This is a genomic window from Caulobacter sp. AVps16 (assembly GCF_058681455.1).
Genome location: NZ_CM178739.1, coordinates 410,498 through 432,471, shown reverse-complemented (window position 1 = coordinate 432,471; position 21,974 = coordinate 410,498). Strand labels below are relative to the sequence as shown.

Below are 21,974 nucleotides of genomic sequence, written 5' to 3'. Positions count from 1 at the left end.
CACAGCCATGGCCTTAACAAAGCCGGCCGCGCGGGAAAAGCCATGCCGTCGCGCCATCTTGCGGCAGGCTGTGCCCCCGCCTATCTGTAACTAGAGTTGTTTCCGAATAGAGATCACCATGACCCGCATGCCCGCCCTGTTCGTCGGCCACGGATCGCCGATGAATGCCATTGAGGACAACGCCTGGAGCCGCGCCTGGGCCGCGATGGGCCGCGACCTGCCGCGTCCGCGCGCCATCGCCATGGTCAGTGCCCACTGGGAGACCAGGGGTGCCACGGGCGTCAGTGCCTCGGCGACGCCCGAGACGATCCACGATTTCGGCGGTTTTCCGCAGGTCCTGTTCGATGTTCAGTACCGCGCCCCGGGCGATCCGGCCCTGGCGGCGCAGATCGGCCAGATCCTCTCGCCCGACCCGGTGGTCCAGCATCCGACGCGCGGTCTCGACCACGGGGCCTGGGGCGTGCTCTTGCCGATGTATCCCGAGGCCGACATTCCGGTAGTGCAGATCAGCCTCGATCGCGGCCGGTCCAATCCCTGGCACTATGAGGCCGGCCGGCGTCTTTTAGCCCTGCGCGACGAGGGCGTGCTGCTGATCGGCAGCGGCGACATCGTCCACAACCTGCGGGCCGCCGATTTCCGCCGGCCCGAAGCGCCGCCCTGGGCTGAACGTTTCAACGAGACGGCCAAGGCCCTGATCCTGGCCGGCGACCATGACGCGCTGATCGACTGGCAGGGCCTGGGCCCAGACGCCGAGATCGCCATCAACAGCGCCGAACACTATCTGCCCCTGCTCTATGTGCTGGGGGCACAGTGCCCGGACGATCCGGTCAGCTTCTTCACCGATGACGTCTTCGCGGCGATCTCGATGACGGGGGTGAAGGTCGGCTAAACGTCATTCACCGAAGCCCACCAACAAGCGGGGATTGCGGCTCATCACTTCAATTTTTTGGCGACAGCTTTGGCTTTAGGCTTTGAGCTTGGTGCTGAAATCTTAACTTTAGGCTTTGGAACCAACATTTTCGCGGAACTCTCCACATCGTTCACAAAGAAAAAGTGATCTTCGTCGACGTCGAAACTCGTAACATCACCTTCTCCCTTTTCCGAATTACATACGAAATTCAGATATACATTTGCAACAGTTCCGGGCGCAACGGGTCGCCATTCAATTGAATATTCAGATATGGTCCTTGAATTCAACACTTCGCCACTTGAATCGTAGCTAATATATGATTTTAAAGAACTACTATTATCTTTGCAATCATAATACCTCATTTCTCTCGACGTCAATTCTCCAGACTTATCCGCCGAGCTATTTCTATAGAATGCCCAAACCCTGAAAGCGTCCCGACCCAGGACTTTTACTGACCGAATGGACTCCCGGTCCGCAAAATAGACGGTCTTGTCACTTTCAGTAACGTACCACCATTCTGATGCAAACGACGATCCAGTCTGAAGCGCCAACGCCGCTCCAATCAGAGCTAATGAGTGCTTCAACGTACCCTCCCGACAGCCCAAATTCTCGCTCAAATGGCATAATAAGCAAACATCAACGGCAACGGGAAGGGTTCGCCCGCCCCTGCTCTATTTGCTGGGGGCACAGGGCCCGGACGATCCGGTCAGCTTCTTCACCGATGACGTCTTCGCCGCCATCTCGATGACGGGCGTCAGGGTCGGCTAGATGCGAACAACGCCCGTGCCGGGGAGCACGAGCGTTGCGCTTTTAAGGACGCTGGGGCCGGCTGGGGGGGGGGAGGAGCCGGGTTGTCCGCGTCGAGTCTTAGATTGGGAGCCGAACCCGGCTTTGCAACGGCCTGACCGGGGTCTTTTCAAGACCAAATGCGGCGCAGCTCGCCGGAACAGCCCGCCGCTTAGGTCTCACCGTCAGGACCGGGCGATCCGCGTGCTCCACCAGAGCAGAAGCGGCATCAGGATCACCTCGGCTAGAAAGGAGCCCAGAATGTCGGGTCCGAACTGGATATCGAAGCGAAGGGCGCTGAACCGCGCCAGCCCTCCGATGATCGTCAGGACCAGCGCGGTCTGAAGGGCCGGCTTGAGCGGCCGCAGGTTCCAGGCACCGGCCAGAAAGAGCAGACCCACCCCCAGCCACAGCCCGCCCAGAAACCGGACATGACTGTCGTGGGCCGCATAGGCGTCGGGGCGGATGGCGGCGACGAAGTCGGTCGGACCCTGCAGCCCCAGGGTGGCGATGCCGCCCAGGGCGACATTGGCACCCGTCAACAGGGCCACCAGGCCAAGGAAGAAGATCACGGTCCGGAAAGCGCGTTCGCTGAGGCTCGTTCGGTATTGCATGGGAGATCCTGGGGCGGGCTGACGCTAGCGCGAGACGCTGCGGAGATAGGCGATGAGAGTGTGGCGATCCTCGGCGGACTTCACCGTGACCGTCATCCGCGTGCCGGGCACCAGGCGCGATGGTGCCGTCAGCCACTGATCGAGCATTTGCTCGGACCAGACGACACCCGAATGGGCCAGGCTCGAAGAATAGCCGAAGGTGCCGAGGCTGCCCGCCGGGCGCCCGACCACGCCGCGCAAGGACGGTCCCGTCCTGTTGACGTCGAGGGCGTGGCAACCACCGCACCGAAACATGAATTGCATCCTGCCCCGTTGAACCGAGGCAGCGGCCCTCGCCTCCTCGTCCAAAACGGGAGACGCAGCTGTTAGGGTGGCGGCAAGGCACAGCCAGGCCAGGACGACGATCGGTTTCATATGGCCTTGTCTATTATTTATAACGCGTGATAAATAATAATAAGCGAAGGAAGTCAAGCCTGTGAGTTTGGACAAGGAAACCGTGAGCGCGCGCAGGGGCCGACCGGCGCGGAGCGGTGGAGACATCGTGGCGATGCGGAAAAAGGTGGCCAATGCCGCCGCGCAGCTGTTTCGCGATGAGGGCTACGCCTCTGTGTCCATGCGCCGACTGGCCAAGGAGGTCGGCTGCACGCCGATGACCCTCTATGCCTATTTCGACAGCAAGGCCGACATCCTCAGCCATCTCTGGGAAGGGATCTATGACGAGGTGTTCGCCGAACTGGGCGCCCTGTCACGGTCGATCGACAGCCCCGCCGATCGCCTCACCGCCGTCGCCGCCCACTATGTCCGCTACTGGGTCGGGAACCCGGAGCGATACAGGCTGGTGTTCATGACCGAAGGCGTCAGCCAGGCTGAAGTCAGCAGCTTTCTGGAGTCCTCCACCGCCGTCGGCCACTACCAGCTGTTCTTTGGTCTGGTGCGTGACGTGCTGGGGCATCCGGGCGAGGCTGACCTGAAGCCCCGGACCGAGGCCCTGCTCTGCGGCCTGCTGGGCATAGCCCACAGCCATGTCACCATTTCCGGCTACCCCTGGTGCGCGCCGGAGGTCCTGACCCGGCAGATCGTCAGTGCCCTGATGTCACCTTCAGATTGGAAAGAGCCCTAGGCGGGTCCGCGCCTGCGCCTATATCTGAGGCTCACCCGCCAGGACCGCGCCCATGACCAAGCCCCTGAAGATCGATTTCGTCTCCGACGTCTCCTGCCCCTGGTGCATCGTCGGCCTCGGCGGTCTGGAAACGGCGCTGGAGCGCGTGGGGGATCTGGTCGAGGCGGAGATCCATTTCCAGCCCTTCGAGCTCAACCCCCACATGCCGCCCGAAGGTCAGAACATCGTCGAGCATATCGCCGAGAAGTATGGCGCGACGCCGGAGCAGTCGGCCGCCAATCGCAAGGCGATTCACGAGCGGGCCGCCTCGGTGGGCTTCACGATGAAGACCAGCGAAACCAGCCGGATCTACAATACCTTCGACGCTCACCGCCTGCTGCACTGGGCCGGCCTGGTCGGCGGCCAGAAGGCCCTGAAGCGCGCCCTGTTCGACGCCTATTTCACCGACGGCCTCAGCCCCGCCGACCATGACGTCCTGGTCGCGACCGCCGAGAAGGCCGGTCTGGACGGCGCGGCGGCCCGGCAGGTGCTGAGCTCGGGCCAGTATACCCAGGAGGTGCGCGAGGCAGAGCGCGCCTGGCACACGGCGGGCATCAGCTCGGTCCCCGCCGTGATCATCAATGACCGTTACCTGATCTCGGGCGGACAGCCGGCGGAGTACTTCGAAAGAGCCCTCCGCCAGATCGCCGCCGAGGCCTGAGCCCCCTTCACAGCGCCTGGGTCGCCGTGCCTGCCACCATGTACCAGGTCAGCAGCAGGCCGCAGATCACCGTCGCGACCGCATAGCCGCCGGTGCGTTTCCAGGTGAAGACCCCGATTGCCGCCATCAGGGCCGTCAGCGGCAGGAACTGGATGGCCACAACGGTCGACAGCGGATCAAACGCCGTCGGCAGGCGGCCCGTCAGGAACAGCACGCCGTAGTCGATGGCCAGCAGCAGGGCAAATCCCCCGCTCAGGGCCAGGACGGCAGAGCCATAGCGGGCCAGATTGCCTTCACCGGCCACCGGGATGCGGGCCAGCAGGGTGCGCAGGGTGACGCCGAAGGCCAGGGTCAGGGGCAGGACATAGACCAGCACCAGACCGGCCTGGTCCGGGCTGAGACGCTTGAGCGCCACCACCCAGAAGCGGAAATCGACCAGGAACAGGCGATGGACCAGTTCCAGGGCGCCATAGACCACGCCGACACTGATCAGGCCGATCAGCAGCGAGAGCGGCCAGCGATTGCTGAAGCCCGGCCGCGCGCCCTTGCCGAGCGCCGCCAGCCCCAGGGTCAGCAAGGCCGTTACGACCGCCCAGGTCAGGACCTGGTTGGTGATCGCCTGCTTCAGGAGACCATTGGCCGGCAGGGCCACCATGCCGAGGATGAACAACGGAAAGAAGGTCACGGCCGGCAACAGGGCCGACAGGGCGATGCCGCGCCACCAGCGTCCGTCCCGAGCCGAAGCGGTCGGCTGGATCGCCTGACGCAGGGGGGCAAACAGCTTCAGGGTCAGCAGGGCCTGGAACGTCCCCAGCAGCAGCACCACGGCGCCGATCAGGGCAATGCCGGTTCCGGCCTCCTTCCACATCCAGATCTTGTCGCTGGCCGGGCGCGGCGTGCCGCCCTTCAGGGTCAGGGCAAACCAGTCGAGAGCATGGCCGATGGCGGCGGGCGAGATGTGATCGCCGGGATGGGTGGTGGCCGGGGTCTGCAGCATCCGCGCGGTTCCGTCGGCCACCGTGCCATAGACCTTGCCCGGCTGGACCGGCCCCGTCGCGCCGAACACCGCCTGCAGCTTGGCGCTGCCGGTCACGTCCTTGGCGCGATCGACGCCCCACATCAGCTTGGAGAACTCGTCATACTGGCTGAACACCAGGGCGAGGTTGCGCGGCCAGACCGGGGAACCCTCGGCCGCGAACGGCTTGCCGGTCGAGGAGCCTTCCAGCACCACGGACCGATAGGCGTCGGGCATGGCGGCCGCGGCGGCCAGGACCGTCCACCCGCCCATGCTGTGCCCTTCCAGGCCGATATTGGCCGGATCGACGGTCGGCAGGCTGCGCAGGTACTTCAGGCCGTCGGGACCGCCAAAGCCGTTCGAGAAGGCCGGTCCGCCGCTATAGCCGTGGCCGGTCTGGTCCAGGGCCAGAACCACATAGCCGCGCCGGGCGAACTCGATGGCGAAGCCGCTCTGGGTCTCGCGGGAATTGATATAGCCGTGCACGGCCAGCACGCCGGGGGCCGGCGTCGCTGCGGTGGCGTTGGGCGGAGTGTAGAGCAGGCCGCTCATCGGCGTGCCGCCGGTGCCGGCGAAGGTCACCTCGGTAACCCTGATCCCGCCCGCCGTCTGGACCTTCCAGGCCAGGGCACTGCCGCCCAGAACAAGCACCATACCCAGCAACAGCAGCAGCCATGGCTTGCGCATCTCATCCCCTCCCCGCGCCGGTCATTCGCCGGCTTTGCGAGGGAGCCTAGAGGAGGTGCGGGGAATGTCGAATCCCTGCGCCCCTTTGGAGGCCGGGGCTATCACCCACGACCCAAAACGGCTGTCATCCCGGACAAGCGCGCAGCGCGAAGATCCGGGACCGACGCCTGAGCTCTGCGCTTCCGGCGATCCCGGATCTACGCCCGGCTTTCGCCGGGCTTGTCCGGGATGACAGGCTTTTCGAGACGGAGCCAGCCCCTACACCAGCGCCCCGGCCTTCTCCGCTGCCGCCAGACGCTCGTCCATGCCCTTGCCGTACATCCGCTGCATCCGCTCCAGGACCTCGGCCGGTGCCGTTTCGGGGCGGCCGGCATTGAACGGTGGGGCCGGGGCATATTCCACGGCCAGCTGGATCGACTGGGCGACGACCTCGCCAGCGATCTCGGCGGCGATGGTCAGGGCGAAGTCGATGCCGGCCGTGACCCCGCCGCCGGTGAAGACATGGCCATCCCGGACCACCCGCTCGGGATCGGGAATGGCCCCGAACAGCGAAAGCTGGTCGCGCCAGGCCCAGTGGCAGGCAGCGCGCCGGCCCTTCAGCAGGCCAGCCGCGCCCAGCACCAGCGAACCGGTACAGACCGAGCAGACATAGCGCGCGCCGGCGGCCAGTCGCCGGATCTCGGCAAGGAAGGCCGGCTCGGCCATGGCCTGGGTGGTGCCGAAACCGCCGGGCACGATCAGGACATCGCACGCCCCGACATCAGCCAGACGCGGCAGGTGCGCGAAGATCAGGCCATCGGCCTCGATCTCGCCGCCGTCGAGGCAGGCGACCGTGACTTTCGCCCCAGGAAGGCGGCACAGGATCTGGTGGGGACCGGTGAAGTCCAGATGGGTGACGCCCGGAAACAGGGCAAAGACAATGTTCAGGGGCTCGACCTGGGCCATGGCGACATCTCCGTTTGACGCCGCATCATCCCGCGCCTAGCGTCTGGCTGAAATGACATAATTCCCTCGGATTCCGCCATGCCTCGCACCATCGGCTTTCTGGTCTATCCGGACTTCCAGCTGCTGGACGCCACCGGCCCGATCGCTACCTTCGAGATCGCCGCGCGCTACGCCCCGGGGGCCTATCGCCTGCTGTTCCTGTCGCGCGACGGCGGCCTGGTCACCAGTTCGTCCGGCATGGCCGTCGCCACCATGGCCCTGACCGACGCCCCGCCCCTCGACACCCTGATCGTGGCGGGCGGCGACGGCGTAAAGGAACCCGCCAACTGCGCGGTCACCCTGGCCTATGTGCGTGACACGGCCAAGACAGCCCGGCGCATCGCCAGTGTCTGTTCCGGGGCCTATGTCCTGGCCGAGGCCGGCCTGCTCGACGGCAAGCGCGCCACCACCCACTGGAGCCGCACCAAGGACTTCCAGAAACGTTATCCGGCCATCCGGCTCGAGCCGGACCGGATCTTTGTCCAGGACGGCCAGATCTGGAGCTCGGCCGGAATCAGTGCCGGGATCGACCTGTCCCTGGCCCTGGTCGGGGCCGACGAGGGCGAGACCCTGGCCCGCCGGGTCGCCCAGCAGCTGGTGGTCTATCACCGCCGTCCGGGCGGTCAGTCGCAGTTCTCGGCCCTGATCGACATCAAGTCCCGGCGGTTCGATACCCTGCTGGCCTGGGCCCGCGAGCATCTGGCGGAGCCGCTGAGCGTCGAGCAGCTGGCCGACCGTGCCGCCATGAGCCCGCGCAACTTCGCCCGCCTATTCACGGCCGAGACCGGGGTCACCCCGGCCAAGGCGGTCGAGCGCCTGCGGGTCGAGGCGGCCCGCGCCCTGCTGGATTCCCAGCCGCTGCAGGTCGAGGACGTGGCCGTGGAAACCGGGTTCGGCGACCCGGAGCGCATGCGGCGGGCCTTCATCCGGGCCTTTGGCCAGCCCCCACAGGCCCTGAGACGCAAGGCCAAGACGGGATAGGCAGCGGCAGCGGGGTAAGGTTCTCAGCCTATTTTTCTCCGCTCTCCCCGGCGAAGGCCGGGGCCCAGATCGAACCCGAAAAGGACGTCAATTTGGCCCGGCCAGACGGCGAGTCATCCCCAAACGCTCAGGCTGAATCTGGGCCCCGGCCTTCGCCGGGGAGAGCGGAGTGAAGGAATGGGGAGAGGTGGGATTGAACCTTCCCTAGTGCCCCCCACCCCTCGTCGGATGGGGGATCTTGGCGACATCCGCCGCCGTCACCGGCTTGGCATAGCTGTTGCCGAAACTGGTGCGGATATAGGTCACCACCTGGGCGATCTGGTCGTCGTCCAGGGGCCCCGCCAGGCTGGGCATGCCGCCCTTGCCCAGCACCACCGCCGAGATCGGATAGGCCGCTCCGGCCAGACGCGGATTGGCGGCCAGGGCCGGTATGGTCCCGGCACCGACACCCCCCTTGGCATCGGCCATGTGGCAGGCCTGGCAGACGGCCTCATAGACCTGCTGGCCGGTGACAGGCTTGGCGACGCGGACGACGCCGCCGCCGGTGTCGCCGCCGGCCGGGGTCTGGGCCAGGGCGGGCGTCGCGACGGCCAGCAGGCCGGCCAGGATCGCGGGAGAAAGACGGACGGTCATGCTCAGGCCTCCAGGGCGCGCTTGTGCAGGCGGGTAATGGCATCGATCGAGGAGAGCAGAGCGCCCTCCATCCAGCAGCCGACATAGGAGGCGTGCTCGCCGGCCAGGACGATGCGGCGGTCCATGGCCACCAGGGTCTGGTAGTGCTCCTTGCGCGACTCCTCGGTCCAGCGGGCGCAGCAGCCAAGCGCCCAGGGGACCCGGCTCCAGGCCACCGAGGCCCCGGTGCGGAACTCCTTGCGATAGCTGGCCGGATGCAGGACCGAGCCCTGCTGCAGGGCGACCTCGAGCCGCTGCTGCGGGGTCATGCCGGCCAGACGATAGGCCCCCATCTCGCGGGCAAAGGCCCCCAGCAGCACGGCCGGGCCGTCGCCGAACAGATTGTTGTTCGGATAGGAGATCAGGGCGATTTCCTGGTCGGTGAAGCTGTGACCGCCATAGATGGAGTCCTCCTCCTCCCAGAAGCGGCGGTTCATCTCGAGGCCGATCTTGACCTGGCCCGAATAGGGCACGGCCTTGATGGCGGCCATCATCGCGTCGGTGACCTGGGTGTCGATCTGGCCCAGCACCGACAGGGGGATGGTGCAGACACACCAGTCGGCCTGGGCCGTGGAGACCTTGCCTGACCGGGTATCGGCATAGGTCACGGCCACGCCCCTGTCGTCCTGGGCGATCTTCGTGACCTTGGCCCCATAGGTGATCTGGCCCTCGACCTGTTTGGCGAAAGCCTTGCCGATCATGTCCATGCCGCCGACCGGCTGGAACATGGTGGTCTGCATCTCGTGCCCCATGAAGAAGGCCATCGAGGTCCAGACCTGCGGGTCCAGCACATCATGCAGGTCATAGAGGGCCGACGGGATCGGCGCGCCATTGATGCCGCCGCCGGGCGGACGGTCATAGCCCCGGTGCGAGGCCGAGCGCAGGTTCGAGGCGTAGCGATAGTCCTTGTCCAGCATGCCCCAGCCCTTCAGGGCCTCCAGCAGGCGTTCGCGATCCTCGGGCGTGACGGCCTCGTCCAGGGCCTTGGTATTGACCGACTTGGCCAGCAGCTCGGCGACATGGCCCTCGAAGTCGGCCGCCGCGGCCTTGAAGCGCACCGGCTTGCCGCCGAACGATTCCGACGAGTGGATCCAGGTATTGTGGTTGAACTGGATGAAGGGTTCCAGGGCCACGCCGAAGGCCTTGCAATAGTGCAGCAGGGTCCTGTGATGGTGCGGGATCCGCCAGGGCCCGGGATTGAAATAGTTGCCGGGCGCATAGCCGACCTTCTGGGTGGCCCCGCCCAGCTCGGTATAGGTATCGCCGCCGCGCAGCGACCAGTTCCGGCCGCCGGCCCGGTCCTGGTATTCGAGGATCTGGACCTTGTAGCCGGCCTTGGTCAGCTCGTGGGCGGCCAGCATGCCGGCCAGACCCGCCCCCAGCACGATCACCGAGGCCCCCTTGCGCGCCCCCGCCAGGTTGGGCGGGCCGGCGAACTGGGTCTCGGCTGCATGGCCCAGGGAGGTCATGGCCTGGTAGAGCGCCGCCGTGCCCCCGACTGCAGCGATGGCCGAAAGCAGCTGACGTCTCGTCGGTGTGCGTGCGCCCAGGTCCATGCGACCAAATCCCCTCGCGCCGTCCGGTCGACGGCTGTCGGGATCGAGCTAACGAGAACTCGGACGGCTTGGCGCGGGTGATGTCGCTCGCCGGGGGGCCGAGCGACGCGCTCTTGGTTATTTGGGGCGCCGCGTGGGGAAGGCTGCGCAGGAACTATGCAGACGGGCCTGCGCGGGAAGGCGGCGCTGTGCGCTTCCCTTGGACCTCACGCCCGAAAGGAGACGTTTGGAACGTCAGAGAAGGGTGGTTAGAGGACTTTCGGGGCGCCGCGCGAAGTGACAAGCTCGCACCATGCTCGCCCTGACAATTGCTCGCTTCGATGCTGACCCGGACGCGGTCACTGACATCTTGGGTCTGGCGCCAACAGCAGTTGTAAGGCGTGGTGAGCCTCGGCCAAGCGGGCGGCTGCATGACTTCAACATGTGGCATCTGGAACTGCATGACGCGCCACTCCTCGATGGCCGAGAGCACGCAAACGCTATCGATACGCTGATCGGCCAGCTCAAAGGCCGGGAGCCCCGCTTTGTGGAGCTTGCCAGGACGATCAAACCCGCGAGCATCGAAATCTACGGAGGCTTCTATGTCTCTGACGAACAGCAGGGCGTTTGGCTCGACGCTAACCAAATGGCCGTCCTAGCGGCGTGCGGAATTGGTTGGGGCCTCGACTTATTCGAGGCGACAATGCTGAGCTGAACGTCCGCAACGGGTCGAAAGCGGAAATCAGGCCATCGCCCGAAACAGGACATCCGTCCCCTGACCCGCAAGCGGACGTCGCCAAGGTCTGTGAGGGGTGGATGGCTGGCGTGGCGGCTAGACGTGATCCGCGTCTTTACGCCAACCGAAGAGGCGGACCATTCCAGCGATCACGAAGCTCGCCAGCAGCGCGCCGCCTCCTAGCCACAGCAGTATGAAGTCCCGGCCTTGGCTCCAAGCAAACGCGTTACGGTCTAAGAGCGGCAGTCCAAAGAGGACTGCCAGAAGCGCGAATAGCTTTAGCCAGGTCCATAAGAATTCGCGCACGAGCTTCATAAGCGGCAGGCTCGCACGGCTTTGGATCAATGTCAGCTATGGGTCGGGAGCGGAAATCAGATCACCGCCCGAAACCAGACGTTGGACGTTTTGCCCGCAAGCGGACATCGCGAAGGTCAGAGAAGGGTGGGAAGCGGTCATTTCCAACGCAAGAGTTCGCGTGCAGGCTTCGCAGTTTGGTTCACCAAATACTCATCGAACAGGTCGGGCTTGTAAGCTCCGTCCCAAGGCGTCAAACCATGAAATGCGTTCAGGAACATTGACACAGCGCCACCATCCAAGACTTTGGTGCCGACAAACCGGTCATGTCTTCGCTGGCGGATTTCCATCAATTCCTCCCATCCGATGACGGGCGTTGAGTTGCCAACCACTTTCCAAGTGCGTTTGTTGATTTCCTTTGGCAGCACCAACAGCAGAGAAACTAAAGAGGATGGGTCCACCAGCCGCAGCAGGTCTGCATCCCACTCGCTTTGATTGCGGCGCGCGAAGAATGCACATGCAACTGCGCCCATTGCATCTGGCTCTAACGATAGGATTTGTCCAAGTGCCGTTGAGCCGTCCGTGAGGGGGACGCTAAAAAAATCCCCTACTCTGAATCTAGGTGGCATTGACCCTCATCGCGCTACGAGCATCCATACGGCCAAGATTGGCAAGCTTCCGCAATGGGTCGGGAGCGGAAATCAGCCCATCGCCCGAAACAGGACATCCGTCCCCTGGCCCGCAAGCGGACGTCGCCAAGGTCTGTGAAGGGTGGTGAGCGGCCTTCGGAACCCCTCTCTCATAGAGAGAGGGAGGGGCCCGGCGCCGCAGGCGGTGGGAGGGTGAGAGGTTTCACCGCTAGCCGGAAAAACCTCGATTCCTGTCGTTGAGCGCCCTGACACCCCAGCCCACCTTTTAGCCACGGCCAAGACTGCGAAATAGCGGACACCATCTTGGCCGCGTTTCAGTCGGATAGTTTGTAACCTCTCACCCTCCCACCGCTTCGCGGCGGGCCCCTCCCTCTCTCTATGAGAGAGGGTTTCAGGAGGTCCGACTTGGGTCGTGCCCGGCCATCAGCACAGGCACCGGATCCGGACATTCCGATCGCAGCCGCGAGATATTGTCCGTCCCGGTCAGCAAAAGCCCCTGCAAAATGAAGGGGCGCGGTGCGAGCCCCGCAGGGCCCGTCGCCCTACCCCTTCGCCTCCAGCTTGCCCGCCAGCGCCGCCACCTGGGCCTCCAGCCGTGCGAGGGCCTCGGCATTGTGGCGGCTCAGCTCGGCGAGGTCGCGGTCCCGGAGGGCGTCGAGCTTGGCGTGCAGGTGCATGATCTCCAGCTCGGCCCGCAGATTGACCACATAGTCGTGCTCGGCGTTCTGGCGATCCTTCTGGGCCTGGCGGTTCTGGCTCATCATGATCACCGGGGCCTGCAGGGCTGCGACCGTCGACAGCAGCAGGTTGAGGAAGATGAACGGATAGGGGTCGAAGGACAGGTGCAGGGGCCCCAGGGCCAGGTTCAGGGCCACCCAGGCCAGCAGGACCGCGCTGAAGCTGCCGATAAAGGCCCAGGACCCGCCCACCGCCGCCACCCGGTCGGCCAGCCGATCCCAGTAGGTGCGGTCATCGGCGACCAGGACCTTGTTCAGCCCGGTCGGTGCCTCGGCGGCAATGAGGTCGATGACGCTGCGCTGGACGTCATTGAGGTCAGCATAGGCCTCGTTGAGCAATTGATGGGACAGTTCGTCGAGACGGTCATTGGGCGACATGGGCAGACTCCGCAGCCCCGCACGATTGACACGGTAACACGGCACAAGCGAGGCTCCGCGCGCCGCAAAGGCGACATGCCCACCCTGCTCCGAGGAGAGATCCCATGGCCCACAAGTTCATTATCAAGAAGGACAAGGCGGGCGAGTTCCGCGTCAACTTCGTCTACAACAGCGAAGTCATCTTCTCGACCGAAGGCTATTCGTCCAAGGCCTCGGCCAAGAACGCCATCGAGTCGATCCTGAAGAACGGCCCCGGCGCCGAAATCGACGACCAGACCGACTGATCCGCCCTGACTCAACCCGCGCCCCCTGAACACAGGCCGGGCGGGCGCGGGACTTGACCCCTTCCCCCGCTCGGCGTCTGATCGCCGATAACAAACAAAAACGGGGGAGGACTGCCGATGCCCGCCAACGGCCGCAAGACCATTTTCATCACCGGTGCCGCCAGCGGAATCGGCCTGGCCAGCGCCAAGCGGTTCGCCGCTGAAGGCTGGTTCGTCGGGCTGTCCGACATCGATGTGGCCGGGCTGAAAGCCGCCCTCGCCGCCATCGGGCCCGACAACGGTGCCACCTTCAAGCTGGATGTCCGCGACCGCGAGGCCTGGGACAATGCGCTGGGCGAGTTCGGACGCCTGACCGACGGCAAGCTGGACGCCCTGCTGAACAATGCCGGCATCGCGCGGTTCGGCAATCTGGAAGAGCTCAGCGAGGCCGACTGCGATCTGCAGATCGACATCAACATCAAGGGCGTGATCCACGGCGCGCGGGCCGGTCTGCCCCTGCTCAAGGCCGCCGGCGGCCGCCTGATCAATGTCGCCTCCTGCGCGGGCCTCTATGGCTCGCCCAAGCTGGCGGTCTATTCGGCCACCAAGTTCGCGGTGCGGGGCCTGTCGGAAGCCCTCGACATCGAATACGGCCAGCACGGGGTGTCCGTGGCCTGCGTCATGCCGTGGTTCATCGAGACCCCGATCCTCAATGCCGGCTCATCGGGCAGCAACGAGAACATGGCCGACGCCCTCAAGAAGGGCGGGCTGGAAGTCTATCCGGTCGAAGACGCCGCCGAGGTGGTGTTCAAGTCCGCCAGCGGCAAGGACCTGCACTATCTGGTGGGCAAGCGCGCCCGGCAGATGCGCTTTGCCACCAGCCACATGCCCGGCTCCGTCAGGAAGCAGCTCCGGTCACGGCCCCTGTCGTCGTCCTGACGGCTTCGGCAGCGGACTTGTCGGTGCCCGTCTTGGCGGGCGCCGAGGCCGGCTCCGAGACCTGGCCGAGCGGGCCGCCCATGCCGTTGCCGGTCGGTGCGGCCGTCTGCACCGGCGACAGGGCGCTGGCAGCATAGATCATGCCGCCGATCGGCTTGCCATCGGCCGAGATGCTGGCGATCTCGGGCGCGTTGGGCAGGTCGTCGAGCGTCGAGGGACGCGGGGTGGCCGAGAAGGCTCCCGGCGCGCCGGCGCGGCCGCCGAAGCGGTAGAACACGTGCATGCCGACCTGGGCGACCTTCAGAAGGCGCGGACCCCAGCCCGGTGCCACACCCGTGGTGTGGAAGTGGGTGGCGGAGCCGACCTCGTTCATCACGGTCCCGGTCAGGGCGCGCTCGGCGATCTTCTGGGCCCGCCGCCAGGCGCCGCGTTCACGGCTCCGGTTCATCGAGCCGTCGCAGGCAAAGCTGAACTGGCAGCCGATCTTGCGATAGGCCCCCTGGAACACGACGCCGCAGATCGACTTCGGGAAGGCCGGGTGGCGCACGCGGTTCAGAACGACCTGGGCCACGGCCGCCTGGCCGCTGGGGGTCTCGCCGCGGGCTTCATAATAGACGGCCTCAGCCAGGCAATCGAGCTCGCGCGAGCTCTCAAGCACATTGCCGAGGCGGAAGGGCGAGGCCGCCGGATTGAACGGTCCGCCGAAGCTGGCGCGCAGCATCAGGGGCCCGCTGCGGGCGACCGGTTCGCCGGCATGGCGGTTCTCAAGCCGGGCCACCAGCAGCGACACCTGGCGGTCGCGCTGGGCGGCACCCGCCACGGTATAGGGATCATGGCGACGGGCCACGGCGAGCGCGCCCTGGTCCATACGCGAAGCGGCATTCATCAGGGCGACGTCGGAGAAGCCCTCCGAAGCGCCGTCTGCAAGGCGTGTAACGCGGGCGTGCTGGCCAGCGGTCTGGGCAAGCCCACCCGCCAGATAAACACCGCCCAGAGCCAGGCCCGTAGCGGACCCAATCAAGACAGCGCCGACCAGCGCGCGCGCGTCTGCGCGCGTCTGCATGTTGTTGTACAAAACTCGTGTCCTGCGCGGCGAGGGCAATCCGCCCCCCGACAAAAACGCTTCTAGAAACCCGGAAAACTCACTGTCGGGCAGTCCTGGAGGCGGAGGTTCGACCGTTTCACGATGTGGCCGAAAACCTGCTTATGACCGGCTTATGACTGATAACGGCGCGAGTCGCAAGCGCACGCCGCAGTGCAGCATTGAATCCGGGCCGATTGGTCGCAGTCAAGAACGTTAACGCCTTGATTCGCTAGAAAAACCCGACAGTGAAAAAAATCACTGCTTTGCCGCAGCGCGAAGCATTGGTCCGACTGTTCTGGACCCCTTGATTCAGGGAACGCGAAGCCATTGAGCGACGTTACTCAAGCCAGACAAACACCGTCTAAGAGGAGCGCGCCATGACCCCCAAACCCCGTGTCTTTCGAGGCCTTTCCCTGGCCGCCGTGGCGACTCTCGCAGCGCTCGGATTGTCCGCCTGCGGGCACAATATGGAGCAGCGCGCGGCCACGGGAGCCATGACTGGTGCCGTCGTCGCCGGGCCGGTCGGCGCGGTGGTGGGTGCCGGTGTCGGGGCCGTCGTCGACACCGCCACCAAGCCGAAGAACTAGGGCTTCAGCCGGCCCGGGATCCGTCCCGGGCCGGCGGCAGCAGCCGCCAGCCTTCGATCAGGATCTTGCCGGCGAAGATGGCGGCGGCGACCACGGCGATGACCCTGAAGGTCTGGTCAGTGACATGGCGAAGGGTCACGAAGTCCTCGGCCGAGGCACCCGGCCCGGTGAACGTCACGAGCGGCATCTCGCGCCACAGGGCGTAGGCCAGGACGATGCCGGCGATCGAGAGCACGATCTCGACCGCCGCCCGCGGCCGGATCCAGGCCGGGCGGATCACCAGGATCAGTCCCGAGATGATCTGGCCGATGGCCAGCAGCAGGATGGGCGTGTGCAACTGGGTCAGGATCGGCGCCAGCGTGACCTGCAGTTCACCCTCGTGGCCAAACGGTCCCCGGCTGCCGGGAAAGTCCACGACGCCCGCCCACCACAGGGCGAAGAAGGTCATGAAGATGACCTCGAACAGGGCCTCGAAGCGCGTGGTGCGGAACCACTGCTTCCTTGTCGAGACGTGCGGCAGGTCGCTGACCTTCCACTGGCCAAAGTCGCCGGTCTTGATCCAGCCGCGCTCGACCATCGCCCCGATGATGGTGATCACACCGATCAGTTGCAGGGCTGTGGGAATGAAGTCGTGGATCACGCGGCTGGGGATGCCCGCCATGCCGCCATGTGCTCCCGTCATGCCCTGGACCACCGCAGGAATGATGCCGACGAAGAGGGCGATGGCCAGGGCCACCTTCACCGCGAACATGTAGAAGGGGTAGAGCTCCACCCCGATCAGGGCGCGCTGCGGGCCATAGCGGCCGGCCACGGCCAGGGGATGGCCAAACTCCCGAAACAGGACTTCGAGGGCCTTTTTGTCGAGAGGGCGGCCCTGCTGGGCTTCCCGCTCCTCGATACGGCTCATCAGAACGTCGCGCAGTTCGGCGATGATGTCGTCGCGCTGGGCGGCGGGCAGCAGGGCGGCGACGGCGCCCAGATAGCGGTCGAGCAGGTCCATGATGCCTCTCCTCAGAGCAGGGGTTGCAGGGTGTCGTTGATGGAGCGCCATTCGTCGGCCAGGCGGGCCAGCACAGCCTCGCCCTCGGCCGAGAGGCGGTAGAAACGCTTCTTGCGCTTGTCTTCTTCGCGCCACTCGCTGGAGAGCAGGCCCTGCCCTTCCAGCCGGCGGAGCATGGGATAGAGCGCGCCTTCGTCGATCTCGACACCCACCGAAGAGAGCGCCTGGCGCAGGCTGTAGCCGTAGCGCTCGACCCGCAGCTGGGCGAGGACGGCGAGGATCAGGGTCCCGCGCCGGAGCTCCTGGCGGAGCTGTTCAAAGATCTCGGTTTCAGACGGCATGCTATGCATCATATCGTGTGCGCCACATGGTGTGTGGCGCACACTGTGTGGCACACAGTGATTTCAGAGTCAAACACCGGGCATCCTGAGCTGGATGTGCTGCGTAGCTGTCAGCAGGCTCGCCCGATGGGCCAGGAGATCCCCGCCATGCCCCGTACCGCCCGCCTCGCCGTGATGGCCGCCACCCTGATGGCGATCAGCCAACCGGCGTCCGCCCAGCCCAGGCCGCTCGACATCGCGGCCCTGCGGCTGACCACGGTCGGGGCCTGGGAGGGCAAGCTGGAATATCGCGACTATCAGGCCGACCGCTGGTTTGGCATCCCGATGAAGGTCCGGATCGAGGACGGGGGCGACGGCGTCACCCTGATCCGCAAGGCCGACTTCGACGACGGCCCGAGGGTGGGCAATGTGAGGATCACCACGGTGGACCTGCTGGATCCGGCCACGGATAAGGAAACCTCGGCCAGCTTCCGCAAGGGCCGCGAGACCAGCCTCGAGACCAGCGCCCTGCGCCTGGCCGCGCCACCGGTCGATGCCACCCACTGGACGATGATCTCTGAGGCCGACAGCCGCGATGACGACCGCCCGGCCCGCCTGCGGGTGACCACTGTCCGCGACGGCGACCGCATGACCACCCTGAAGGAGGTCGACTTCCTCGACGATGCCGCCGAGGCCTGGATCCAGCGCAACCGCTCGACGCTGACCCGCGTCGGCGGCTGAGCCGGACCCCTCCGGAAAGCCGGAGGGTCTTACTTCACGTCGGTGACGAACTGGTCACGCGGACGGCGGACCTTCTTCAGATTGACCAGCCAGTCGCCCTCGGGCTGGCGGTAGCCCAGCGGGATGATGACCACCGAGCGCAGGCCGCGCTCGCCCAGGCCGAGGATCGCGTCCAGCGAGGCCGGATCAAAGCCCTCCATGGGCGTCGCATCGACCTCTTCAAAGGCCGCCTGGGCCAGGGAAAGACCGACGGCGATATAGGCCTGACGGGCGGCGTGCTCATAGTTCAGCTGGGCATCGCGCTGCGGATAGGAGGCCAGCAGCATCTGGCGGTAGTTTTCCCAACCTTCGTTGCGGAAGCCCCGGACCTCGTTGACCAGGTCGAACATGTGGTTGATCCGGTCGGCGGTGTAGTTGTCCCAGGCGGCGAAGACCAGCAGGTGCGAGCCGTCGGTGATCGGGCTCTGGTTCCAGGCGATGGCCTTGATCTTTTCCCGCACCTCGGGATTGGTCACCACATAGACCTCGAACGGCTGCAGGCCGCTGGAGGTCGGGGCCAGTCGCGCGGCCTCGACAATGCGCTCGACCTTGTCGTCCGACACGGTCTTGGCCGGATCCATCTTCTTGGTGGCATAGCGCCAGTTCAGCTTTTCAAGCAGCACGGGAAACCCTCGTTTCGCCCTCGACGGGGCCAGTTGAGACCTGCATGTGAGGGTAACGAACCGAAACCGCAACGGGTTCAGTGTCAGATAATGCTGAACCCGGGCCCTGCCGCCACGTCCCGCCAGTCTGCTGACACCGGCCGTCAGCAGGGCCCCTAGCCTTCGACCGCGCGCAGCCCTACTTTCGGACCATGCCCAGCACCCCGGACAACGGCGTTTCCGACGTCTCGACCCCCTTCGTCATGGATATCGTGCCCGGCGGTGCCATGCCCGCCCTGTGGACGCCGCACCGGCCGGCGCGTCCCGCCAAGTCGGAAGGCGGCCGGGCCTTCAAGCTGGTCTCGGAATATTCCCCCGCCGGCGATCAGCCGACCGCCATCGCCGAACTGGTCGAAGGGCTGGAGAACGGCGACCAGGACCAGGTGCTGCTGGGCGTCACCGGCTCGGGCAAGACCTTCACCATGGCCAAGGTCATCGAGGCCACCCAGCGCCCGGCCCTGATCCTTGCCCCCAACAAGACCCTGGCGGCCCAGCTCTACAGCGAGATGAAGAGCTTCTTCCCGGAGAACGCGGTCGAATATTTCGTCAGCTATTACGACTATTACCAGCCCGAAGCCTACGTCCCGCGCACCGACACCTATATCGAGAAGGACAGTTCCATCAACGAGCAGATCGACCGGATGCGCCACTCGGCCACCCGGGCGATCCTGGAGCGCGACGACGTGATCATCGTCGCCTCGGTCTCCTGCATCTACGGCATCGGCTCGGTCGAGACCTATACGGCCATGACCTTCACCCTCGAGGTGGGCCAGACGGTCAACGAGAAGCAGCTGATGGCCGACCTGGTGGCCCAGCAGTACAAGCGCAATGACGCGGCCTTCGAGCGCGGCACCTTCCGCCGACGCGGCGATACGCTGGAAATCTTCCCCGCCCACTATGAGGACCGCGCCTGGCGGGTCAGCCTGTTCGGCGACGAGGTCGAGGCCATTGCCGAGTTCGACCCCCTGACCGGCAAGAAGACCGCCGACCTCGAGAGCATCAAGGTCTATGCCAACAGCCACCACGTCACCCCGCGCCCCACCCTGCGCCAGGCGATCATCGAGATCCGCAAGGAGCTGAAGGAGCGCCTCGCCTGGATGTACGAGAACGGCAAGCTGCTGGAGGCACAGCGGCTGGAACAGCGCACCACCTTCGACCTGGAGATGATCGAGACCACCGGCTCGTGCGCCGGCATCGAGAACTACAGCCGCTATCTCTCGGGCCGGAAGACCGGCGAGCCGCCCCCGACCTTCTTCGAATATATCCCCGACAACGCCCTGCTCTTCACCGACGAGAGCCACCAGACGGTTCCGCAGATCGGGGCCATGTACAAAGGCGACCGCAGCCGCAAATGGACCCTGGCCGAGTACGGCTTCCGCCTGCCCAGCGCGCTCGACAACCGCCCGCTGAAGTTCGAGGAATGGGACGCCATGCGGCCGCAGTCGGTGCACGTCTCGGCCACCCCGGCCAGCTGGGAGATGGAGCGGGCCGGCGGCGTCTTTGCCGAACAGGTCATCCGCCCCACCGGCCTGATCGACCCGCCGGTCGAGGTGCGCCCGGTCAGCAAGGACGGTGCCTCCCAGGTCGACGACGTGGTCGACGAGATCCGCCAGACCATCGCCAAGGGCTACCGCACCCTGGTCACCGTCCTGACCAAGAAGATGGCCGAGGACCTGACCGAATACCTGACCGAACAGGGCATCCGCGTCCGCTACATGCACTCCGACGTCGACACCCTGGAGCGCATCCAGATCATCCGCGAGCTGCGAATGGGCACGATCGACGTGCTGGTCGGCATCAACCTTCTGCGCGAGGGCCTCGACATCCCCGAGTGCGGCTTCGTGGCCATTCTCGACGCCGACAAGGAAGGCTTCCTGCGCTCGGAGACCAGCCTGATCCAGACCATCGGCCGCGCGGCCCGCAACATCGACGGCAAGGTCGTGCTCTATGCCGACCGGATCACCGGCAGCATGGAACGGGCCATGGCCGAGACCCAGCGCCGCCGCGAGAAGCAGCACGCCTACAATCTCGAACACGGCATCACCCCCGAGAGCGTCAAGCGCGACATCAAGGACATCCTCAACAGTCCCTATGAGCGCGGCGACCGGGTGCTGGTGCCGATGGGCGTCTCCGAAACCGACGACCGCCCGTTCAACGGCGACAACTTCAAGTCCGCCCTCAAGGACCTGGAAGCCCGCATGCGCGAGGCCGCCGCCAATCTCGAATTCGAAACCGCCGCCCGCCTGCGCGACGAGATCAAGCGCATGAAGCTGATGGACCTGGAGTTCGCCAACGAGGTCCTCACCGCCCCGGGCACCGCCGTGGACAAGGCCGCCCCCAAGCGGGTGCGGGCCGAGCTGCGGGCGGAGCAGGCGGAGGCGTTTAGGAAGAGCAGGCTGTAGCCCCCTCTCCCCTTGCGGGAGAGGGTGGCCCCGGCGAAGGCCGGGGTCGGGTGAGGGGTTGAAAGGCGCTCGCTTTGAGAACCCCGTTTTAACTACCGTCTGGACTATGAGCGAGCGCCAGATCACACCCGACGCAGCCCGCAAAGCCGACGCCGCCCGCGAGGTACACTACCTAACCCTCATGCAGGAAAGCCTGGACGAACTCGCGCACAGCGCACAGTCTATTCACGCCCCATTAGTCGCTCGATCGTTTGATCCCCGTACTTTCGGCGCAAGCGATCTACAAATACAGGCTCAGCATCCTGTGCAAAGGCAAGTAAACCAACAAGTTTACGCTCTTGTTCCGGATCAAAATCACCAATCAACCACTTGTGGACCATTGCGGATATAGATCTCTTGCGATCTCGACCAAGGGAAACGCCGCCAGAATTGGGCAACACAAGCCCCGTAACTCTCAACGATCCCCTTCTCGAGAACAATCCTGTCTTCTTCTCATTTATCGATAATTTTGGACCATCTACTCTTCCCAGGAGCCCACGCATGAATTTCATCACCCCTACGAAATCAATATAGTCATGAGATGAAACTGTAATATCGTCGGCATATCTAGTATAAATTAGACCATTATCTTTCGAGAAGGCCGTCATTTCCGCGTCAAAATCAAACATAAGTATGTTCGATAATTTAGGAGAAGTAGGAGCTCCTATTGAGAGGCAAATCGGAATTTCCCCACCCGCTCCCCAAAACATAGATTGAACAGTAAAATCTATGTCTATATTTGACCAGTTTGGAAATTTTCTCTTCGCATACGAAACCCAATCCGCTACCTTTATGGACGGAAAAAAAGCTTCAAAGTCTGTCTTTATAATAACTCTCGCACCAGAATGTGCATTCGCGTTAAGTCGGATTGACGTACCGACCTCATAGGCCATCGCGCTAGGATGCACCTCACATTCGGAGAGTATTGTGTTCAGTAAATGATACTGGATTGCCTTCAATTCACGTGAAGGTTGACAAATTAGGCGCTTTCCACCATCGCGCTTATCAATAGTATATACTTTGTATTTCTTCGGTGCATTGCGAACGATGTACGCAACTTCGGACATCGTTATCCCAAGATCCAGTGCGCACCTTCTGA

24 protein-coding genes and 2 pseudogenes are annotated in these 21,974 nt (G+C 64.7%); 11 read left to right on the top strand and 15 right to left on the bottom strand.

Going from position 1 to position 21,974, the window contains the following annotated elements:
* Nucleotides 1–118: 118 nt before the first annotated feature.
* Nucleotides 119–889: a 4,5-DOPA-extradiol-dioxygenase gene (ygiD, locus tag ACW17U_RS02085; protein ID WP_492054648.1), complete on the top strand. Its 771-nt coding sequence runs from the start codon at nt 119–121 to the stop codon at nt 887–889.
* A 44-nt stretch (nt 890–933) separates the two neighbouring features.
* Here ygiD and ACW17U_RS02080 read toward each other — a convergent pair whose 3' ends face one another.
* Nucleotides 934–1,461: a surface-adhesin E family protein gene (locus ACW17U_RS02080; RefSeq protein ID WP_492055779.1), complete on the bottom strand. Its 528-nt coding sequence runs from the start codon at nt 1,459–1,461 to the stop codon at nt 934–936.
* Nucleotides 1,462–1,573: 112 nt separating this feature from the next.
* Between ACW17U_RS02080 and ACW17U_RS02075 the strand changes: the two are divergent.
* Nucleotides 1,574–1,678, top strand: a pseudogene (locus ACW17U_RS02075) (4,5-DOPA-extradiol-dioxygenase); the annotation flags it as partial.
* Between the two features lie 203 nt (nt 1,679–1,881).
* Here the strand turns inward: ACW17U_RS02075 and ACW17U_RS02070 are convergent.
* Together ACW17U_RS02070 and ACW17U_RS02065 are read right to left on the bottom strand one after the other, a co-directional pair.
* Complete coding sequence (locus ACW17U_RS02070) at nt 1,882–2,310, bottom strand: DUF4345 domain-containing protein (protein WP_492054647.1); 429 nt, start codon at nt 2,308–2,310, stop codon at nt 1,882–1,884.
* Between the two features lie 24 nt (nt 2,311–2,334).
* Nucleotides 2,335–2,604, bottom strand: a complete 270-nt coding sequence (locus tag ACW17U_RS02065; RefSeq protein WP_492054646.1) for a c-type cytochrome — start codon at nt 2,602–2,604, stop codon at nt 2,335–2,337.
* A 253-nt stretch (nt 2,605–2,857) separates the two neighbouring features.
* Between ACW17U_RS02065 and ACW17U_RS02060 the strand changes: the two genes are divergently transcribed.
* Entirely contained in the window at nt 2,858–3,430 is a 573-nt protein-coding gene (locus tag ACW17U_RS02060; protein ID WP_492055778.1) for a TetR/AcrR family transcriptional regulator, read from the top strand.
* Between the two features lie 52 nt (nt 3,431–3,482).
* Nucleotides 3,483–4,130, top strand: coding sequence for a DsbA family oxidoreductase (locus ACW17U_RS02055; protein ID WP_062148981.1), 648 nt, complete (start codon nt 3,483–3,485; stop codon nt 4,128–4,130).
* A 7-nt stretch (nt 4,131–4,137) separates the two neighbouring features.
* Here ACW17U_RS02055 and ACW17U_RS02050 read toward each other — a convergent pair whose 3' ends face one another.
* Entirely contained in the window at nt 4,138–5,832 is a 1,695-nt protein-coding gene (locus tag ACW17U_RS02050; protein ID WP_492054645.1) for an alpha/beta hydrolase family protein, read from the bottom strand.
* A 258-nt stretch (nt 5,833–6,090) separates the two neighbouring features.
* Entirely contained in the window at nt 6,091–6,777 is a 687-nt protein-coding gene (locus ACW17U_RS02045; protein ID WP_492054644.1) for a DJ-1/PfpI family protein, read from the bottom strand.
* Between the two features lie 78 nt (nt 6,778–6,855).
* Between ACW17U_RS02045 and ACW17U_RS02040 the strand changes: the two genes are divergently transcribed.
* The gene (locus ACW17U_RS02040; protein WP_492054643.1) at nt 6,856–7,797 is read left to right on the top strand and encodes a GlxA family transcriptional regulator; all 942 of its coding nucleotides are present in this window, start codon (nt 6,856–6,858) and stop codon (nt 7,795–7,797) included.
* 204 nt (nt 7,798–8,001) lie between these two features.
* Here ACW17U_RS02040 and ACW17U_RS02035 read toward each other — a convergent pair whose 3' ends face one another.
* Nucleotides 8,002–8,430, bottom strand: a complete 429-nt coding sequence (locus ACW17U_RS02035) for a c-type cytochrome (protein WP_492054642.1) — start codon at nt 8,428–8,430, stop codon at nt 8,002–8,004.
* A 2-nt stretch (nt 8,431–8,432) separates the two neighbouring features.
* Nucleotides 8,433–10,025, bottom strand: coding sequence for a flavin monoamine oxidase family protein (locus ACW17U_RS02030; RefSeq protein ID WP_492054641.1), 1,593 nt, complete (start codon nt 10,023–10,025; stop codon nt 8,433–8,435).
* A 292-nt stretch (nt 10,026–10,317) separates the two neighbouring features.
* On the opposite strand from ACW17U_RS02030, the gene ACW17U_RS02025 reads away from it, so the two are divergent.
* Entirely contained in the window at nt 10,318–10,719 is a 402-nt protein-coding gene (locus ACW17U_RS02025; protein ID WP_492054640.1) for a DUF4279 domain-containing protein, read from the top strand.
* A gap of 473 nt (nt 10,720–11,192) precedes the next feature.
* Here the strand turns inward: ACW17U_RS02025 and ACW17U_RS02020 are convergent, their stop codons facing one another.
* Together ACW17U_RS02020 and ACW17U_RS02015 are read right to left on the bottom strand one after the other, a co-directional pair.
* Nucleotides 11,193–11,663, bottom strand: a complete 471-nt coding sequence (locus ACW17U_RS02020) for an Imm26 family immunity protein (protein WP_492054639.1) — start codon at nt 11,661–11,663, stop codon at nt 11,193–11,195.
* A gap of 563 nt (nt 11,664–12,226) precedes the next feature.
* On the bottom strand, nt 12,227–12,799 hold the full coding sequence (locus ACW17U_RS02015) for a DUF1003 domain-containing protein (protein ID WP_492054638.1): 573 nt from the start codon (nt 12,797–12,799) through the stop codon (nt 12,227–12,229).
* 104 nt (nt 12,800–12,903) lie between these two features.
* On the opposite strand from ACW17U_RS02015, the gene ACW17U_RS02010 reads away from it, so the two are divergent.
* The gene (locus tag ACW17U_RS02010; protein ID WP_062148997.1) at nt 12,904–13,083 is read left to right on the top strand and encodes a YegP family protein; all 180 of its coding nucleotides are present in this window, start codon (nt 12,904–12,906) and stop codon (nt 13,081–13,083) included.
* A gap of 117 nt (nt 13,084–13,200) precedes the next feature.
* Nucleotides 13,201–14,001: an SDR family oxidoreductase gene (locus ACW17U_RS02005; protein ID WP_492054637.1), complete on the top strand. Its 801-nt coding sequence runs from the start codon at nt 13,201–13,203 to the stop codon at nt 13,999–14,001.
* Here the strand turns inward: ACW17U_RS02005 and ACW17U_RS02000 are convergent.
* On the bottom strand, nt 13,961–15,076 hold the full coding sequence (locus ACW17U_RS02000; protein WP_492054636.1) for a cell wall hydrolase: 1,116 nt from the start codon (nt 15,074–15,076) through the stop codon (nt 13,961–13,963). The two genes, ACW17U_RS02005 and ACW17U_RS02000, sit on opposite strands and share 41 nt — an antisense overlap.
* A gap of 386 nt (nt 15,077–15,462) precedes the next feature.
* Between ACW17U_RS02000 and ACW17U_RS01995 the strand changes: the two genes are divergently transcribed.
* Entirely contained in the window at nt 15,463–15,672 is a 210-nt protein-coding gene (locus ACW17U_RS01995) for a hypothetical protein (protein WP_492054635.1), read from the top strand.
* Nucleotides 15,673–15,676: 4 nt separating this feature from the next.
* Here the strand turns inward: ACW17U_RS01995 and ACW17U_RS01990 are convergent, their stop codons facing one another.
* Nucleotides 15,677–16,672, bottom strand: coding sequence for a hypothetical protein (locus tag ACW17U_RS01990; RefSeq protein ID WP_492054634.1), 996 nt, complete (start codon nt 16,670–16,672; stop codon nt 15,677–15,679).
* Nucleotides 16,673–16,683: 11 nt separating this feature from the next.
* A complete protein-coding gene (locus ACW17U_RS01985) occupies nt 16,684–17,013 on the bottom strand; it encodes a PadR family transcriptional regulator (RefSeq protein ID WP_492054633.1) in 330 nt (109 codons plus the stop codon).
* A gap of 147 nt (nt 17,014–17,160) precedes the next feature.
* Between ACW17U_RS01985 and ACW17U_RS01980 the strand changes: the two genes are divergently transcribed.
* On the top strand, nt 17,161–17,733 hold the full coding sequence (locus ACW17U_RS01980) for a hypothetical protein (RefSeq protein WP_492054632.1): 573 nt from the start codon (nt 17,161–17,163) through the stop codon (nt 17,731–17,733).
* A gap of 29 nt (nt 17,734–17,762) precedes the next feature.
* On the opposite strand, the gene ACW17U_RS01975 is transcribed toward ACW17U_RS01980, so the two are convergent.
* Nucleotides 17,763–18,395: an NAD(P)H-dependent oxidoreductase gene (locus tag ACW17U_RS01975; RefSeq protein ID WP_492054631.1), complete on the bottom strand. Its 633-nt coding sequence runs from the start codon at nt 18,393–18,395 to the stop codon at nt 17,763–17,765.
* A 191-nt stretch (nt 18,396–18,586) separates the two neighbouring features.
* Between ACW17U_RS01975 and uvrB the strand changes: the two genes are divergently transcribed.
* A complete protein-coding gene (gene uvrB / locus ACW17U_RS01970) occupies nt 18,587–20,836 on the top strand; it encodes an excinuclease ABC subunit UvrB (RefSeq protein WP_492054630.1) in 2,250 nt (749 codons plus the stop codon).
* Here the strand turns inward: uvrB and ACW17U_RS01965 are convergent.
* Together ACW17U_RS01965 and ACW17U_RS01960 are read right to left on the bottom strand one after the other, a co-directional pair.
* A pseudogene (locus ACW17U_RS01965) lies at nt 20,817–20,899 on the bottom strand (hypothetical protein); the annotation flags it as partial. The gene uvrB and the pseudogene ACW17U_RS01965 overlap by 20 nt on opposite strands.
* Before the next feature lie 158 nt (nt 20,900–21,057).
* A complete protein-coding gene (locus ACW17U_RS01960) occupies nt 21,058–21,942 on the bottom strand; it encodes a retron St85 family RNA-directed DNA polymerase (protein ID WP_492054629.1) in 885 nt (294 codons plus the stop codon).
* Between the last annotated feature and the right edge of the window lie 32 nt (nt 21,943–21,974).

Coding starts and splice junctions, on each gene's coding strand:
- ACW17U_RS02045 (WP_492054644.1), bottom strand. CDS start 6,777: ATGGCCCAGGTCGAGCCCCTGAACATTGTCTTTGCCCTGTTTCCGGGC.
- ACW17U_RS02030 (WP_492054641.1), bottom strand. CDS start 10,025: ATGGACCTGGGCGCACGCACACCGACGAGACGTCAGCTGCTTTCGGCC.
- ACW17U_RS02025 (WP_492054640.1), top strand. CDS start 10,318: ATGCTCGCCCTGACAATTGCTCGCTTCGATGCTGACCCGGACGCGGTC.
- uvrB (WP_492054630.1), top strand. CDS start 18,587: ATGCCCAGCACCCCGGACAACGGCGTTTCCGACGTCTCGACCCCCTTC.
- ygiD (WP_492054648.1), top strand. CDS start 119: ATGACCCGCATGCCCGCCCTGTTCGTCGGCCACGGATCGCCGATGAAT.
- ACW17U_RS02070 (WP_492054647.1), bottom strand. CDS start 2,310: ATGCAATACCGAACGAGCCTCAGCGAACGCGCTTTCCGGACCGTGATC.
- ACW17U_RS01990 (WP_492054634.1), bottom strand. CDS start 16,672: ATGGACCTGCTCGACCGCTATCTGGGCGCCGTCGCCGCCCTGCTGCCC.
- ACW17U_RS01995 (WP_492054635.1), top strand. CDS start 15,463: ATGACCCCCAAACCCCGTGTCTTTCGAGGCCTTTCCCTGGCCGCCGTG.
- ACW17U_RS01985 (WP_492054633.1), bottom strand. CDS start 17,013: ATGCCGTCTGAAACCGAGATCTTTGAACAGCTCCGCCAGGAGCTCCGG.
- ACW17U_RS02055 (WP_062148981.1), top strand. CDS start 3,483: ATGACCAAGCCCCTGAAGATCGATTTCGTCTCCGACGTCTCCTGCCCC.
- ACW17U_RS02010 (WP_062148997.1), top strand. CDS start 12,904: ATGGCCCACAAGTTCATTATCAAGAAGGACAAGGCGGGCGAGTTCCGC.
- ACW17U_RS02020 (WP_492054639.1), bottom strand. CDS start 11,663: ATGCCACCTAGATTCAGAGTAGGGGATTTTTTTAGCGTCCCCCTCACG.
- ACW17U_RS02015 (WP_492054638.1), bottom strand. CDS start 12,799: ATGTCGCCCAATGACCGTCTCGACGAACTGTCCCATCAATTGCTCAAC.
- ACW17U_RS01980 (WP_492054632.1), top strand. CDS start 17,161: ATGCCCCGTACCGCCCGCCTCGCCGTGATGGCCGCCACCCTGATGGCG.
- ACW17U_RS02040 (WP_492054643.1), top strand. CDS start 6,856: ATGCCTCGCACCATCGGCTTTCTGGTCTATCCGGACTTCCAGCTGCTG.
- ACW17U_RS02060 (WP_492055778.1), top strand. CDS start 2,858: ATGCGGAAAAAGGTGGCCAATGCCGCCGCGCAGCTGTTTCGCGATGAG.
- ACW17U_RS02065 (WP_492054646.1), bottom strand. CDS start 2,604: ATGTTTCGGTGCGGTGGTTGCCACGCCCTCGACGTCAACAGGACGGGA.
- ACW17U_RS02050 (WP_492054645.1), bottom strand. CDS start 5,832: ATGCGCAAGCCATGGCTGCTGCTGTTGCTGGGTATGGTGCTTGTTCTG.
- ACW17U_RS02005 (WP_492054637.1), top strand. CDS start 13,201: ATGCCCGCCAACGGCCGCAAGACCATTTTCATCACCGGTGCCGCCAGC.
- ACW17U_RS01960 (WP_492054629.1), bottom strand. CDS start 21,942: ATGTCCGAAGTTGCGTACATCGTTCGCAATGCACCGAAGAAATACAAA.
- ACW17U_RS02035 (WP_492054642.1), bottom strand. CDS start 8,430: ATGACCGTCCGTCTTTCTCCCGCGATCCTGGCCGGCCTGCTGGCCGTC.